This is a genomic window from Nitrosophilus kaiyonis (assembly GCF_027943725.1).
Lineage (GTDB): Bacteria > Campylobacterota > Campylobacteria > Campylobacterales > Nitratiruptoraceae > Nitrosophilus_A > Nitrosophilus_A kaiyonis.
The window spans coordinates 706,326-721,719 of sequence record NZ_AP025696.1; the positions used below are offsets into that span (position 1 = coordinate 706,326).

Below are 15,394 nucleotides of genomic sequence, written 5' to 3' on the forward strand. Positions count from 1 at the left end.
AATATGTTTGATATAGTTAGTTTTATAGAAAAAACTATTGACCTTGTAGAAAGTCAAAATCATGGCTCAATTTTAATGATTTTATTTATTGGAGTTGTTTTTGGTGCAGTGATTCAATGGAGTAGAGTAGATACATTTGACAAAATTGCTGGATTTGCAATGCTTCATGGATTTAAGGTACCTAAAATGCTGTTTTTTGGAATAGGTTTAGCAAGCATAGGTCTTTATTTTATGATAAAAATGGGTTGGGCACACTATCATATAAAACCAATAATTTTAGGTGGACTAATTATCGGTGGGACAATATTTGCAATAGGAATGGCAATTTTGGGTCTTTGTCCTGGAACAGGTCCTGTTGCAGTAAGTGAAGGAAATCTTGATGTATTAACTGGACTAATTGGAGGTGTTTTGGCTGGAGCTTTGTTTACTTATCTATATCCTTATTTAAAGCCTATTCTAGGTCCAGATTTTGGAAAAATTACTTTAACTTCGCTTTTAGGAAAAAATGCTGATTGGTTCATTTTTGTTTATGGAATAGCTTTAATGATAATTGCTTATATTCTTCCAAATAAAGAGATTGAAGAAGAGGTTGGTGAGGTTTAATCACCTCTTATACTCTAAAATATTTTTACCGTTTGCAAGAGTAAGAAGTTTTTCCTCTTGCTCTTTAGTTAATTTTCCACTTGCAATAGCTTCAACTATTTTTGAAGCCATTTGAGCTTTTATCTCTTTTTCTTTTATCTCTTTTTGAGTTTTTAATTTCTCTTTTTCTATTGCTATTTTTGTCTCATTATGTTTTTTTACTAAAAAATATAAAAATATTAAAAAGACAAAACCTAGTATTGAAAATATTGCTATAGAAAGTTTTGTTATGCTATTTTCCTCTTTTTTTGCTTCAAGTTGCAATCTACTTTTTTCTATCTCTTTTTCTTTTTGAATTTTTGCAATATTCATCTCTTTTTGGGCTTTAATTTTCTCTTTTTCAATGTCCTTTTTCATATTTATAAGTGCTATCTCTTTTTGAATTTTTGCATCTTTTTGTGTAGATTTTGAGTAAGTTGATAAAATCTCATTTGCATAATTTTTTTTGTTTGTTTGATTTAAAACTCTTGGTTTTTCTTTTGATTGATTGCAACCAGCTAAAAAGATTGTTAAAAATATTAATAAGATATATCTCATTTTAATTCTCCTATTTACCGATTGCTAAAGCATATAATATCATATCATCAATATTTAGAAAATCTTTAACATCATCATCATAAAAAGCTCCAATTCCGCTGCAACCTATCTGAATATAGGAGCTTGCAATATAGCATCTATGTCCTATTAAGCCCGCTTTTTGATATAAAGGTTGATAATTTTTTCCACTACTTGTGAGAAAAAAAGTAACAGAACTATCTTTAGCAAGGTCTTGCTCTAAACATAGATATTTTGCTTTTTCTGAAAAATCTCCATTTTTTATTATTTTATCTTTTAAATAGAGACCTTTTTGCATATTTTTTACTCTATTTACGATATAGTATATTTTTATCTCTTCATCACAATCGTTTGGAACAAAATCACTCATATAGTTTAAAATAAATTCAAACTCCTCTTTTTTTATAGACTCTTTATTAAAATCTCTAATAGATCTTCTATGTAAAACAGCCTCATAAAGCTTCTCTTTTAAAAAAGAGAGTTTTGGATATCTATAATTTTTTTTACAATTCTTTAAATTTAATGTTTTTAAATATGCATCATTAATAAGAGAGTTTTTTTCAAAAAACCTGCTACCATCTACAAAATCTAATCTCATATTAAATTTTTCAACTCTTTTTTTATTAAAAACTCCAACATTTGCACTGCCAAGAAAAAATTCTTGATCTTTAAAACCAAAAATATCATTTAATCTTTTTTTATCAAAATCAAATCTTATAAAATATGCATGATTATAAAGATAACTGCTAACTTCTAATGCTCCAAGAGCATGACCTGTATCTAACAGAGTATATCTAAAGGCTCTATTTTTATATTTCCAGCTTGATCTATAATATATAGATGAGTATAAAAAAATAAACCCTTTTACTTCTCTTTTATCTTTGAAAAAAAATTCAACTCCTTCATTTTTCTCTATTTTATAAAGTAAAACTATAGAGTTTGAAGCTATATCATAATGATATATTCCATCTTCAAGCTCTTTAACTCCTCTTGATTGAAAATATATCTCTACAGGATATAGTGCTCCAGCACTTGGAATAACTCTTAAATAATATTCTACACCTGGATAAACTTTTTTTGCATTTATTCCGCCAAGAAGATATATGAATCTATCAAACTCTTTGTTTAAATCTAGAGGAGTTTTGTTTAAATAGTTTTGATATATTTTAAAAGGAGTTGGCTGTTTTGACCAATCAAGATAGTTTGGATGCTCTCTGACACTAACAAATGAATGTTTTGTTAACTCATGATAGGTATTTTTCATAACAGCTATCCAGCAAATTTTCTATCTCTTTGAATATTTTTATATCACATTTTTTGATTAAAGGTTTATATTTTAGATAGTTATTCCACACTTTTTTTGCATTTGAGTCTTTTTTTAATCTTTTTAATTCTAAAGCAACTGAAGCATTTATAAAACCTTTAATTATAAGTATTTCACTGCTTTTTTCTTTTCTTTTTGGAAACCAAATCTCTTCAAGAATCTCATGAGCATCATAAAATTTCTCTTTTTTAATAAGTTCAATAAATTTTTTACAATTATCTATCAATTTATTCCTTTTTATTTTTGGATAAATATATTGTAAAAAAAGTTTTTTACGGATTAAAAAAGGAAATTAAAAAAGAAAGTTATTTTTCTTTATTTAATTTATCTACAAATGAACCCATCGATAGTAGTACAATGCCATCAAAAAATAGGCTAATTCCTACAAGAAGGCCAACTAAAATCAAAGAGCTAAATGGCCAGCCAATTATGAAGATAACTGCAATAATTAATGATAAAATCCCATTTATCAAAGGAAGCCACCACCCTTTTTGTGGTTTTATTTGAAATGCAAGTGCAAAACCTGCAAAAGAGTCAAAAAGAAAATATATTGCAAAAATTATACCAAGAGCAGCAACGCCAGGAAGAGGATTTATAGCAATTAAAATACCAGTAATTAAAAAAATAAATGCTTTAAGCCAACCAAGCCAATCTTTTGGATTTATATTATATGTATGATATCCAGTAACAAAAGCACTAAAAATTAAAAGCCAAGCGAAAAATATTGCAGTTGCTAAAGACATTAATCCAGGAAATATAATTCCAGCAAGGCCAAGAAGTATAAAAATAACACCTGCGATTTTAGAGTGTTTGCTAAATTTTTTTAATAAATCTTTTTGTTCTGGATAATTTAGCATATCATATCCTTTTTTTTATATTATAACCGAATTTATTTTAGTTGCAATTTATTTAAAAGAGCATCAATATTTTTTAATATAAGTTTTTTCCTCTCAACCTGTAAAATCCCCTCTTTTTTCAGTTGCTGTATATGTCTATTTACAACATGCCTTACTGTTCCAATAAGGCTTGCAATCTCTTCATGAGGAAGATCGTTTATTAGTTTTAGTTTATTTGAATTTTTAAAATCTAAATTTTTTAAAAATAGTCTAATTAGTCTTGTTGAGGTATCAAATAGGCTAAGTTCTACTGCAAGATTTTCTAAATGTCTTAAATTTTTTGCAATATATGGTAAAAAAAGTTTATTAAATTCTGGATTTGTATAGATAAGGTCTCTTATAGTATCTATCTCTATCTCAAAAACTTTACAATTATCTAAAGCAAAAGTTAAAACATCATGTGGTTTATTATCTAAAAGAGGGATGATATCAAACATATCTCCAGTTGTTAAAATATCTATTGTCTGCTCTTTAGCATTTTGAGGATTTATTTGAGAAATTTTTAGTCTGCCTTCTAAAATTATATAAAAATATTTCAGTGTATCTTCTGATGTCAAAGGGTATGAACCTTTAATAAACTCTTTTATTTTTCCTTTTTGCTTTATTGTTGTAAAAAAGTCTGAATGAAGATTTGAAAGAATTGGTAAATTTTCTATTTTCATTAAAAATCCAATCCAAAGCTTCCAAAACTGCTTAAATTTGGATTTGTATATCCAAATTTTGCTGCCCAGCTTTGTAGCATCATTATGTCTGTTTTTGGATCAATATCTTGCGGACAAACTTCAGTGCAATTTCCACAAAGTGTACAATCCCATATCCCATTTTGTATAACAGCGTCAATTTTTTCTTTTTTGTTTTCTTCTCTAATATCTACTAAATACCTATAGTTTCTCATCAGAGCAAATGGCCCAAGAAAATCTTTATTTGTCTCATAAACTGGACAAGAGCTATAGCAAGATATACATAAAATACAATCACTCTCTTTTTCTATTAATTTCTCTTCATCTTCGCTCATCTCTTTTTTTATTGGTTTTTCAAGATAACTTTTTGCTTTTTTTAATGTATCAAGAGCTTTTTCTTTATCTACAACAAGGTCTCTTATAACATTTACTACACTTAATGGCTCAATAAAATCATTCTCTTTTGGCTTATATTCACAGGCTAATACCTCTTTAGTGTTAACTTTTACAGCACAGCTTCCACAAACACCGCTTCTACAACCTTTTGAAAATGTTAATGATTTATCAATATCTGTTTTTATATCTTCTAAAATTTCAAGTAAGGTTTTTTCCTCTTTTACTTCATAGGTAAAAACTTTTGTTTTTGGCTCAAAATGTGGATGATATCTTTTTATTTTGATTTTCAAAAAGACTCCCTAAAAGATTTTTATATAATATTACCAAAAAAGAGAAAATTTATGAAAGAGAGAAAATTAAAAAGAGCTATAACACTTCCTTATTTAGTATTTTATGGACTTGGCAACATTATTGGAGCTGGGATTTATGTATTGATAGGAGAGATTGCTAAAATAAGCGGATATTATACTCCAATCTCCTTTTTTGTAGCCTGTTTAGCAGTTGTTTTTACAGCTCTTTCTTATGCGGAACTATCTTCAAGATATCCTTTAAGTGCAGGTGAAGCTGTTTATGTAAAAGAGGGGCTTGGATTAAAAATATTTCCAATAATTGTTGGTTTTTTGCTCATTTTTAGTGGAATAGTCTCAGCTTCAGCTGTAATTAGCGGTTTTTATGGATATATAAAAGATTTTATAAATTTAAGTGAAAATGAGAGTATCGCTGTTTTAATTATAATTTTATTTTTAATAGCAAGCTGGGGAATTTCTGAATCTGTAAAATTTGCATCTATATTTACTCTTATTGAAATTTTGGGACTTTTACTGGTTATATTCTTTGGATTAAAATATATCGATTTTTCTTCTATAGAATATAAAAGATTTATACCAGGTTTTGATCTGCATAGCTACAATCTTATAATTTTGGGAAGTTTTGTTGCTTTTTATGCATTTATAGGTTTTGAAGATATGGTAAATGTGGCTGAAGAGGTTAAAAATCCAGTAAAAACTATGCCAAAGGCTATTATAATTACTATTTTTATATCTACATTATTATATTTTTTAGTTGCATTTGTTTCTATTTGTGTTATTGAACCTAATCAATTAGCACAAAGTCCTTCGCCTTTAGCAGATGTATTTAAAAAAAGTTATAATGAAAAAAGCAATATTTTAAATTTTATTGCAATTTTTGCTATTGTTAATGGTGCTCTTGTGCAGATTATAATGGTTTCAAGAATATTGTATGGTATGGCAAAACAGGGATGGCTTCCTAAAATTTTTTCAAGTGTAAATAAATACACAAGAACACCAATATTTTCAACTTTTATAACCTCTTTTTTGATATTTTTATTTGCATATTTTATAAATATTTTAACTCTTGCTCAACTTACAAGTTTTGCTATTTTAATAGTCTTTATAATGGTAAATCTCTCATTAATTAGATTAAAAATGAAAAAGATTCAGCCAAAAAATATTATAAATATACCTATATTTGTTCCTATAATTGGTGTTTTAATCAATTTAATTTTAATTTTTGTGCAGTTAAAAGAGGTTATTTAACCTTTTTGAAATCTGCACAAATTACTCCATCTTCTTTCCAGATAACTGTATGGGCAAGAAAATTTTCATCATCTCTGTTTGGAAAATCCTCTCTAAAGTGAGCGCCTCTGCTCTCATTTCTGCTTATTGCTCCAACTAATATTGCTTCACTTAATTCCAACATATTTCCAAACTCAATAAAATCAATTAAATTTGTATTATAGACAGTTGATTTATCAGAAATACCCATAAACAAAAGTTCTCTTTGCATCTGCCTAACAGCACTTAAAACTCCCTTTAACCCCATCTCATTTCTAAAAACACCCACATTTGCATAAAATATTTTGCTTAAAAACTCTCTTTTTTCATAAAAATCTATTTTATTTTCAAATGAAAATACAGATTTTATAAAATGAGAATCTATTACTGTTTTTTCATAGATTTTATCTTCTATATCTCTATCTTTATATTTATATGCATTTTTAGCTGCTTTTATTCCAAGAGTGATAACTTCTAAAAGAGAGTTTCCACCAAGTCTATTTGCGCCATGAAGTTTTGCATTTGCACACTCTCCAACTGCAAAAAGGCCATCAATATTTGTTTTTAAATCAAAATCTACATCAATACCACCCATAGTATAGTGAGCTGCTGGTTTAATTGGAATAAGATCTTTTACTGAATCAACTCCTTCATATATAATTGCTAATTTTCTTTCTTGTGGAAGATTCTCTTCAATAAACTCTTCTCCAAGATGTCTAATATCTAAAAAAACCTCATTTCCCTTTTCAATCTCTTTATAAATTGCTCTTGCAATTTCATCTCTTGTGAGCATCTCATCAATAAATCTTTCACCTTTTTGATTTATTAGTTTGCCTCCAGCTCCCCTTGCTGCTTCACTTATTAAAATAGAGCTATTTTTTAAAGAGGTTGGATGAAATTGAATAAACTCTAAATCAGAAAGTTTGCATCCAGCCCTAATTGCTGCTGCTATACCATCTCCTGTTGCTGAAGATGAGTTTGTAGAAAATTTATCATAAATTTTTGCATATCCACCAGTAGCCAAAATAACTGATTTTGATAAAATCTGCTCAACTTTTGTATTTTTTTTATCTAAAAAAGTAGCTCCATAAACACTGCCATTTTCAACTATTAAATTTAATAAAAAATAGTCATTTTTAAATTCTATATTTTCTTTAATTGCATTATCGTAAAGTGTATGTAAAATTTTAAGCCCTGTGTAATCTTGTACATAACATGCTCTTTTACCGCTTGCTCCACCAAGTTTTCTTTGTGCAATTTTTTTATCTTTTCTACTAAAAGGAACCCCAATACTATCTAACCACTCTATAATTTTAGGAGCTTCATTGCAAACATACTCAACAACTTTTTTATCAGCCAATCCTTGCGAAGATTTTAGTGTATCTTCTATATGTTTATAAATGCTATCATTTTTAGAGTCTAAAACTGCATTTATTCCACCTTGGGCCATAGAGGTTTGTGCAGTAGTCGGATAATTTTTATTTATAACTATACATTTTAAACCAAGCTCTTTTGCTTTTAATGCTGCACTAAGACCTGCTCCACCAGAGCCTATAATTAGCAAATCATAAACCATTATTTTACACTTTCATATGATAAAATTTTTTTCATTGCTCTTTCCCTTCTAAAAACTCTTCAATATTTTTAACTATCCCCATCAATAATCTCTCTCTTGCCTCAATACTTGTCCAAGCAATATGAGGCGTTATAAAGACTCTATCTTGATTTTTAAGATTTAAAAGAGGCGAATTTTTATCTATTGGCTCTTTTTGTGTAACATCTAAACCAACATAAATCTCTTTTTCATCAACTATTTTAGCAAGGTCTTCTTCATTTATTATTCCACCTCTTCCAAGATTTAATAAGACTGCTCTATTTTTTAATTTTATAATATTTGTTTTATTTAATAGATTTTGAGTTTTTTCATTTAATGGTGCATGAATTGAAATAATATCACTTGTACACAAAAGTGTATCTAAAGGTATATGTTTAAATTCATTGTCTAAATTTTTACCAGAAGTTGAATAATATACAACTTCGCATCCAAAACTTTTTGCAACCTGGGCTACTCTTTTGCCAATTGTTCCAAGTCCTATAATTCCCCATCTTTTATTATGAATTTCAAAAAAAGGCCAATTTAGACATGTAAAAATATCTGAACTACTCCAACTTTTGCTTTTTACAAATTCATCATATTTTTTTAGATGCTCAATTAAGTAAAAGGCAAGAGCAAATGTATGTTGAACAACACTTTCAGTTGAATAACCAACAACATTTTTTACCTCTATATTTTTTGTTTTTGCATAATTTAAATCAACATTATTCATTCCGGTTGCAGCAATGCATATAAGTTTTAGATTTTTTGCACTTTCTAATATTTGTTTATCTAGTATAACTTTATTTGTTACAACAATATCTGCATCTTTTATCCTATCTATTGTCTCTTCATATTTTGTTGTATCAAAAACTATTAATTCTCCAAACTCTTTTAAAATATCAAGATTTACGTCACATCCAAGAGTTTTTGCATCAAGAACCACTATTTTCATAATACTCCTTTAACATTTTTGTCATTTCAAGTGATGATATAGGCTTGCTAAAATAGTATCCTTGATAAAAATCACATCCAATAGATTTTAAAAGGTTTAGATGTTCTTTTGTCTCAACGCCTTCAGCAACAGTTTTAAGATTTAATCCTTTGCACATAGCTACAATTGCTTTAACTATTGATTCATCCTCTTTATTATAGGTTGATCCAATTACAAAAGATTTATCAATTTTTACCTTATCTATAGGGAATTTTTTCAAAAAGCTTAAAGAGGAGTATCCAATACCAAAATCATCCATAGATATTGTAAAACCAAGTTCTTTTAATTCATTCATTGTATTGATATGTTTTTTGATATTGAACATTGCAATATTTTCTGTAATTTCAAGTTCTAATAATTTTGGATCAAGTTTTTGAGTATCTATATTTTTTTTCAAAACATCTACAATATTATCATGCTGAAATTGTCTAATTGAAATATTGACTGATATTTTAATATTAAATCCCATTTCATTCCATATTTTTGCTTGTGAAGAGGCCTCTTGTATTATCCATCTACCAAGAGGTATAATAAGTCCAGTATTTTCTGCAAGAGGAATAAATTTATCAGGATATAAAAGACCCAATTTTGGATGGTTCCATCTTATTAGAGCTTCTGCTCCTACTATTTTACCACTATCTATCTCTATTTGAGGTTGATAATGAAGTTCAAACTCTTTATTGGTAATTGCTTTATGCAAAGAGTTTTCTAAAACATGCTCATGCCCTATTTTTTCACTAAGACTTTTAGAAAACAGTTGAACATTGTTTCTTCCCAAATCTTTTGCATGATACATTGCAATATCTGCATTTTTTATAAGTTCATAAGTAGTTTTTCCATCTTCAGGATATATGCTTATCCCTATACTTCCAGTAACATGTAGATGATAAGAGTCAATATGAATATCTTTTGATAATGATTGCAAAATCTCTTTTGCTTTTTTTACTGCAACATATGGTGATTCTATTTTTTCTAAAATTATAATAAACTCATCGCCCCCAATTCTAGCAATAGTATCTGATTTTCTAATTAGATTTTGTAATCTTTTTGCAACTTCAATAAGAAGCTTATCTCCAATATCATGTCCTAAAGTATCATTTATGAGTTTAAAATTATCAAGATCTAAAAATAAAATTGCAACTTCACTATTTTCTCTTTTTGCTTCATTTATAGCATGTTCTAATCTATCATAAAGAAGATTTCTATTTGGAAGATCTGTTAAAGAGTCATGAAGTGCTTGGTGGGCGATTTTTTCTTCAGCGATTTTTAATTTTGTCAATTCTCTTGCAAATCCAACGATTCCATATATTTTATCTTTTTTATCTTTTAGCGGAGATAAGATAATTTGAAAAAAATGATTTTTATCTTTTATTTTAAACCATCTATCTATTTTTAAAGTTTTTTTGGTTTTAAAAATCTCTTCATCAATTTTTCTAAAAAACTTTGCTATCTCTTTATCAAAAATATCAAAATCGGTTTTTCCTAAAATATCTTTTTTATTTAAACCTACCATTTTTGCAAAAGCTTCATTACATCCAATATAAACAAACTTATTATTTTTATAGAAGATAGGATCTATTGAAGCGTTTATAACATCATTTAAAAGATTTTTACTCTTTTTCAAAATTGAATAATTTCTATTTAAAGTATCCGCTAGATTTATAAATGATCTATAAATCTCTTCTATCTCTAAAGAGCTTTTAGCAAGATATTCATCTTTTTTTACCTCTTTGCCAGGTTTATATTTTTTTACTAAAGATGTTAATCTCTCCAAAGGTTCTATTGTGATTTTATTAAGTAAAGAGTTAAGAAGAATTAGCATAAAAATAGTAAGAATTATGGTTGCAAATAAAACATTTTTTTTCTTTTCTAAAAAAGGAGCTATAAAATCATCTTTATAAATAACACTTACAACTTTCCAGCCTGTATCTTTATGGGTAACTATATTTACATAAATCTCTTTATTATTGATATTTAACTTTTCTATTTTATTTGAAGAATTTATAAAGCTATTATTAACTGGTAAAATATCTTTTATATTTTTTTTGAAGATAAAATCAAAATTTTTATGAGCTAAAATTTTTCCATTTTTATCAATAATAAGTGTATAACCTTTTTTACCGATTCTGCTTATAAGAAACTTTTTACTAAATTCCCAAAGTTTAGGGGCAACTAAAACTGCCCCTAATATTTTCTTATTCTCTTTTATAGGATTTATAACTACAAATATTGGATAACCTCTTAAAATACTTGGATAAGGGTCAGAAATATTGAATTTGCCATCTATTAGGGCTTTTTTAATAAATTTTAGATGATATCCACCTTTTCCAACTGTCTTTCTTGTTACACTATCAATAAGAGCAGTTCCATCTTTTATGATATATTTTTTACCATCTAAAATTTTTACAATCTTTTTATTTTTAGGTAGTTTTATAATTAAAACTATATTTTCATAATAGTTAAACGTATGATGTAATGAACAAAAATATTTTTCAAGCTTTTTATAAAGTTTGTCATTTTCCGGATCTTTACAAATATTTATAATATCAGGATTTTTTGAAAGAGAAATCACAAGCTCTTTTTCACTTTTTAGCCAAGCATCAAGCCCCTTTAAAACATATAGATTGGCTTTTTGTGAATTCTCTTTTATAAATATTTCGCTTTGTGTATTGATATTTTTTATAAGAAAATAGCCAATTAGAAGAAAAGAGAGAAAAATAAATATTAATGGTATAAATAGTTTTATTTTTATAGAGAGGCCAGAGAGATTTTTCATTTAATTTCCAATAATTGTGATAAATATATGCCTATTTGAAGAAAAATCTCTATGTTCACAAAGATATATTCCTTGCCAAATTCCAAGATGCAAAGATCCATTTTTTATAGGAAGTGTTAGAAAATTACCATATAAGGAACTTTTTATATGTGCTGGCATATCATCACTTCCCTCTAAAATATGTGTATAGTAGCTTTCATTTTCTGGAACTAATCTGTTTGTAAAATTTAAAAAATCTCTTCTAACATTTGGATCTGCATTTTCATTTATACAAAGACTTGCACTTGTATGCATTAAAAAAATATGGCAAATTCCAGCGTTTATATTTTTTATCTCTTCAAGATTTGATATTATCTCTTGTGTTATTAAATGAAATCCTCTTGGATATGCTTTTTTTAAAACTATCTCTTTTTGATAAATTTTCATCTATTTTCCTAAAAATATATTTGCAATTTTTTTGAAAAATCCGCAAGATTCCTCTTTTTCTTCCTTTGAAACCTCTTTTACTACATTTTTAGTATAGTCACTATCACTAATTTTTTCTATAAGCTCTTTTGCTCTATCTAGGGCTTTTGTCGGCTCTCCCAATGTTAATACCACAGCCATTCTTCTGCCTTTATGAGATTCTGGCTTTCCAAAGATTCTAACAAAAGAGTCTTTACTGAAGCATTCATCATCTATATTTAGTACAGGGTTAAAACTATCATTCTTAGCTTTATATGCAGCACTTGCTCCACCAATGTATTGAGTAAATGATAATGGAAGATTTAATACTGCTCTAACATGTAGGGCAAACTCACTTTGGCTTTGAGTTATCATTGTAACCATTCCAGTATCGTGAGGTCTTGGACTTACTTCACTAAAATATACTTCATTACCTTTTACAAATAGTTCTACTCCAAATATTCCTCTGCCTCCAAGACCTGTTACAATTTTTGTAGCTATATCTTTTGCTCTCTCTATTGCAATTTTACTCATATTCATAGGTTGCCAGCTATAAATATAATCTCCATCTTTTTGAATATGTCCTATAGGCTCGCAAAATACTATCTCATTATCATTCTTTGCAGTTAATAGAGTTATTTCATAATCAAAATTGATAAACTCTTCTACTATTAACTCTTCCGCGCTACCTCTAGCATCTTTTTTTGCAAATTCAAAAGATTTTTCCAAATCCTCTTCATTTTTTGCAATACTTTGTCCATGTCCAGAAGAGCTCATTACAGGTTTAATAACACAAGGAAAACCTATCTCTTTTGCAGCCTCTTTTAAATCATCTAATGTTTTAACAAAAGCATATCTGCTTGTTTTTAAATTAAGCTCTTCTGCTGCAAAAACTCTTATATTTTTTCTATTCATTGTTTTATTTACAGCTTCAGCATTTGGAATTACATTAAATCCAAGTTTTTCAGCTTCAAAAAGGGCATCAATGTTAATTGCTTCAATTTCAGGCAAAATATATGTTGGTTTTTCACGTAAAATTACTTCTAAAACCTCATCTTTATTTTTCATATCTATTATATAACTTCTATTTGCCACAAGATGAGCAGGAGCATTTGGATATCTATCAACTGCAACAACCTCAATACCAAGTCTTTGTGCCTCAATTGCAACCTCTTTACCTAATTCTCCGCTTCCTAAAAGTAAAAATTTTATTGAGTTATGTTTTAATGGGGTAGTAAATTGCATATTATTTCCTTGTGAAACAAAGTTTTAAATATTATACATTAATTTGAATTTAATAGTTATTAGGGATATTTATATTATTAAAAAGAAGATATATGAAAGAGGAAAATATTGGCTTTTGTTATATGATTTATATTCCAATTAAAACATCTTCTGGTCTTACATAAAGATAATATTCTCTGTTTTTGTCTATATTTATATCCGTTATACAATTTAATATATAACCATTTTCAGTTTCAAAAGTTACATTTTTATAATTTTTTCCTATTTTGATACTTTTTACATATGATTTTAAAAAACCCTCATTTTTAAATGAATATACATTAATTGAAGTAGATTTTATGATAGCTATAACTTTATCTTCTTTTTTTAGATTAAGCTCTTCTACTGCAGATTCTGTAATTTTAGATTTTATATAAATTCCACCTTTTAATTTTAGTGTTAGCTCACATAATTCATCTTCACATTTTATATTTTCAATTTCACAAAGAAGTCTATTTCTTGCACTTATCTTATATCCAAAAACTTTTTTATCAAAACTTTCAAGACTGTTTAAAAAATTTTTATAGCTCTCTTCGAGCATTTCCCACTCTTTGATAAGTTTTTTACCATATTCTGTAAGTCTGCTACCTCCACCACCTTTTCCACCAGCAACTTTTTCTAATATAGGCTCTTCGCTTAAATTGTTCATAATATCTACTGCATCCCAAGCGGCTTTGTAACTCATTTTCATTTCACGAGCTGCTTTTGATATAGAGCCATATTTATCGATTTTTTTTAAAAGTTCAACTCTTCCGTGACCAAGAAAATTTTTATTATCCTTTTTTATCCAAAATCTTCCCTCAATTTTCTGTTTCATTATAAATCCTAAAAGTAAGATAAAAAATTATAGCAGATATTGTGCCCGAAGGCACATAAGGAGGCATATATGGAAGTTAGTCGTATCGAAGTATATCAAAATATATAACGAAAATCAAACTATTTTTTTGCTTTTAAAAGTCTTACATATTTTCTAAAATAAAAATATTCATCAAAATTTTTAAATCCAAAATTTTTTAGTACAGTTTTTATATCTCTTTTTATAAAATCTTCAGCCAATGGGCACTCTACTTTTCTTATTGCAAATTTCACCAAAAAATTTGCTCTATCAACATCGAAATTATTATAATCGAGTATTGCAAATACTCCATCTTCTTTTAGTAAATTATATGCATTTTTTATGATTATTTCTCTTTTTTCTTGTATAAATCCATGCAAAACAAAAGAGATAAATACAACATCAAATTTTTCATTTAAATTAATTGGTTCATCTATTCTTTGATCGATAAGTTTAATATTTTCAAAATTTTTTGTCTTTTTTATAAACTGCTCTTTCATCTCTTTTCCAATTTCAACTCCAACAATTTTTCCTTTATTTCCAACATATTTTCTAATTATTAGTGCATTTCTTCCAGTTCCTGCTCCAAAATCAATAACTTTATCACCAACTTTTAGTCCAAGATCTTTTATAACTTTTCGTATGAAAAATGGATAATATCCCAAAGTTATTATGTCCATTAATCTGTCATAAAATTTTGCTTCAAATCCTTTGACTTCAACTTTGCTCATATCTTGAGATAATTTCATTTAAATTCCTTTTTTCTAGCTCTTAAAACTAAAAAAGCTCCTCCTTTTTTACACCCTTGAGTAGTTTTTAATTCAAGGTGCTCCAAATCTGGACCAAAAAGAGATTCATTGCAGGCTTCCAAAACAAATCCGCTTCTTTTTAGCAGTGAAAAAACCTCTTTTTTGCTAAAAAAAGTAGCTTCTTTATAAAATTTGCTTTTATCTCTATTTTTCTCATAAAATTTGCCAAGTTCTGAATTTTTATCTACAAATGCAATAATAATTTTTCCATTATCTTTTAAAACTCTATAGGATTCTTTTAACATTTTTAAAGGATCTTTTACAAAACAGATGGTAGTGACAATCAATATAAGATCAAAACTTTTATCTTCAAATGGAAGATTCTCTGCAACTGCATTAATTACTTTAATACCTCTTTTTTTCGCAATTTTTGCCATATTTTTTGATGGCTCAATTCCATATTTTATACCAAGAGGAGCAGCAAATCTTCCTGTACCTACTCCAACTTCAAGACCATCTTTAAAAGGTGGTAAAAGCTTTTTTATTGCATTTAGCTCTATTTCATAAATTTTATAATGTTCATCAAACCATTTATCATAATATTCGAAATTTTGATCAAAAATTGCCTCTTTTGACATAACCTCTCCTCTT

16 protein-coding genes are annotated in these 15,394 nt (G+C 27.5%); 2 read left to right on the top strand and 14 right to left on the bottom strand.

The window, feature by feature from the left end; genetic code table 11:
• Window positions 1-3: 3 nt before the first annotated feature.
• Window positions 4-603, top strand: a complete 600-nt coding sequence (locus tag QML81_RS03650) for a YeeE/YedE thiosulfate transporter family protein (protein ID WP_281951832.1) — start codon at window positions 4-6, stop codon at window positions 601-603.
• Here the strand turns inward: QML81_RS03650 and QML81_RS03655 are convergent, their stop codons facing one another.
• The 6 genes from QML81_RS03655 to QML81_RS03680 all read right to left on the bottom strand — a co-directional run bounded on the left by QML81_RS03655 (window position 604) and on the right by QML81_RS03680 (window position 4,783).
• Window positions 604-1,179, bottom strand: coding sequence for a hypothetical protein (locus QML81_RS03655; RefSeq protein ID WP_281951833.1), 576 nt, complete (start codon window positions 1,177-1,179; stop codon window positions 604-606). It abuts the gene before it with no gap.
• Between the two features lie 10 nt (window positions 1,180-1,189).
• Window positions 1,190-2,461 carry a SagB family peptide dehydrogenase gene (locus QML81_RS03660; RefSeq protein WP_281951834.1) on the bottom strand — a complete coding sequence of 424 codons (1,272 nt, stop codon included), beginning with the start codon at window positions 2,459-2,461 and terminating at the stop codon, window positions 1,190-1,192.
• Entirely contained in the window at window positions 2,442-2,747 is a 306-nt protein-coding gene (locus tag QML81_RS03665; protein WP_281951835.1) for a DUF309 domain-containing protein, read from the bottom strand. The genes QML81_RS03660 and QML81_RS03665 overlap by 20 nt, the downstream gene beginning before the upstream one ends.
• Window positions 2,748-2,826: 79 nt before the next feature.
• Window positions 2,827-3,378, bottom strand: a complete 552-nt coding sequence (locus tag QML81_RS03670) for an HdeD family acid-resistance protein (RefSeq protein ID WP_281951836.1) — start codon at window positions 3,376-3,378, stop codon at window positions 2,827-2,829.
• Window positions 3,379-3,410: 32 nt separating this feature from the next.
• Window positions 3,411-4,079, bottom strand: coding sequence for a Crp/Fnr family transcriptional regulator (locus QML81_RS03675; protein ID WP_281951837.1), 669 nt, complete (start codon window positions 4,077-4,079; stop codon window positions 3,411-3,413).
• Entirely contained in the window at window positions 4,079-4,783 is a 705-nt protein-coding gene (locus QML81_RS03680; protein WP_281951838.1) for a succinate dehydrogenase/fumarate reductase iron-sulfur subunit, read from the bottom strand. Before QML81_RS03680 ends, QML81_RS03675 begins: the two co-directional genes overlap by 1 nt.
• Before the next feature lie 51 nt (window positions 4,784-4,834).
• Here QML81_RS03680 and QML81_RS03685 point away from each other — a divergent pair, with 51 nt between their 5' ends.
• Entirely contained in the window at window positions 4,835-6,049 is a 1,215-nt protein-coding gene (locus QML81_RS03685; RefSeq protein ID WP_281951839.1) for an APC family permease, read from the top strand.
• On the opposite strand, the gene QML81_RS03690 is transcribed toward QML81_RS03685, so the two are convergent.
• The 8 genes from QML81_RS03690 to QML81_RS03725 all read right to left on the bottom strand — a co-directional run bounded on the left by QML81_RS03690 (window position 6,042) and on the right by QML81_RS03725 (window position 15,381).
• Window positions 6,042-7,643: an FAD-dependent oxidoreductase gene (locus QML81_RS03690; RefSeq protein WP_281951840.1), complete on the bottom strand. Its 1,602-nt coding sequence runs from the start codon at window positions 7,641-7,643 to the stop codon at window positions 6,042-6,044. The genes QML81_RS03685 and QML81_RS03690 overlap by 8 nt on opposite strands.
• A 31-nt stretch (window positions 7,644-7,674) precedes the next feature.
• Entirely contained in the window at window positions 7,675-8,616 is a 942-nt protein-coding gene (locus QML81_RS03695; RefSeq protein ID WP_281951841.1) for a D-2-hydroxyacid dehydrogenase, read from the bottom strand.
• On the bottom strand, window positions 8,597-11,431 hold the full coding sequence (locus QML81_RS03700; RefSeq protein WP_281951842.1) for a bifunctional diguanylate cyclase/phosphodiesterase: 2,835 nt from the start codon (window positions 11,429-11,431) through the stop codon (window positions 8,597-8,599). The genes QML81_RS03695 and QML81_RS03700 overlap by 20 nt, the downstream gene beginning before the upstream one ends.
• Window positions 11,432-11,857, bottom strand: coding sequence for a secondary thiamine-phosphate synthase enzyme YjbQ (locus QML81_RS03705; protein WP_281951843.1), 426 nt, complete (start codon window positions 11,855-11,857; stop codon window positions 11,432-11,434).
• Window positions 11,858-13,120: a formate-dependent phosphoribosylglycinamide formyltransferase gene (gene purT, locus QML81_RS03710; RefSeq protein WP_281951844.1), complete on the bottom strand. Its 1,263-nt coding sequence runs from the start codon at window positions 13,118-13,120 to the stop codon at window positions 11,858-11,860. It abuts the gene before it with no gap.
• 127 nt (window positions 13,121-13,247) lie between these two features.
• On the bottom strand, window positions 13,248-13,976 hold the full coding sequence (locus QML81_RS03715; RefSeq protein WP_281951845.1) for a TOBE domain-containing protein: 729 nt from the start codon (window positions 13,974-13,976) through the stop codon (window positions 13,248-13,250).
• Window positions 13,977-14,095: 119 nt separating this feature from the next.
• Window positions 14,096-14,743 carry a class I SAM-dependent methyltransferase gene (locus QML81_RS03720; protein WP_281951846.1) on the bottom strand — a complete coding sequence of 216 codons (648 nt, stop codon included), beginning with the start codon at window positions 14,741-14,743 and terminating at the stop codon, window positions 14,096-14,098.
• A complete protein-coding gene (locus QML81_RS03725; RefSeq protein WP_281951847.1) occupies window positions 14,740-15,381 on the bottom strand; it encodes a class I SAM-dependent methyltransferase in 642 nt (213 codons plus the stop codon). Before QML81_RS03725 ends, QML81_RS03720 begins: the two co-directional genes overlap by 4 nt.
• Window positions 15,382-15,394 lie beyond the last annotated feature (13 nt).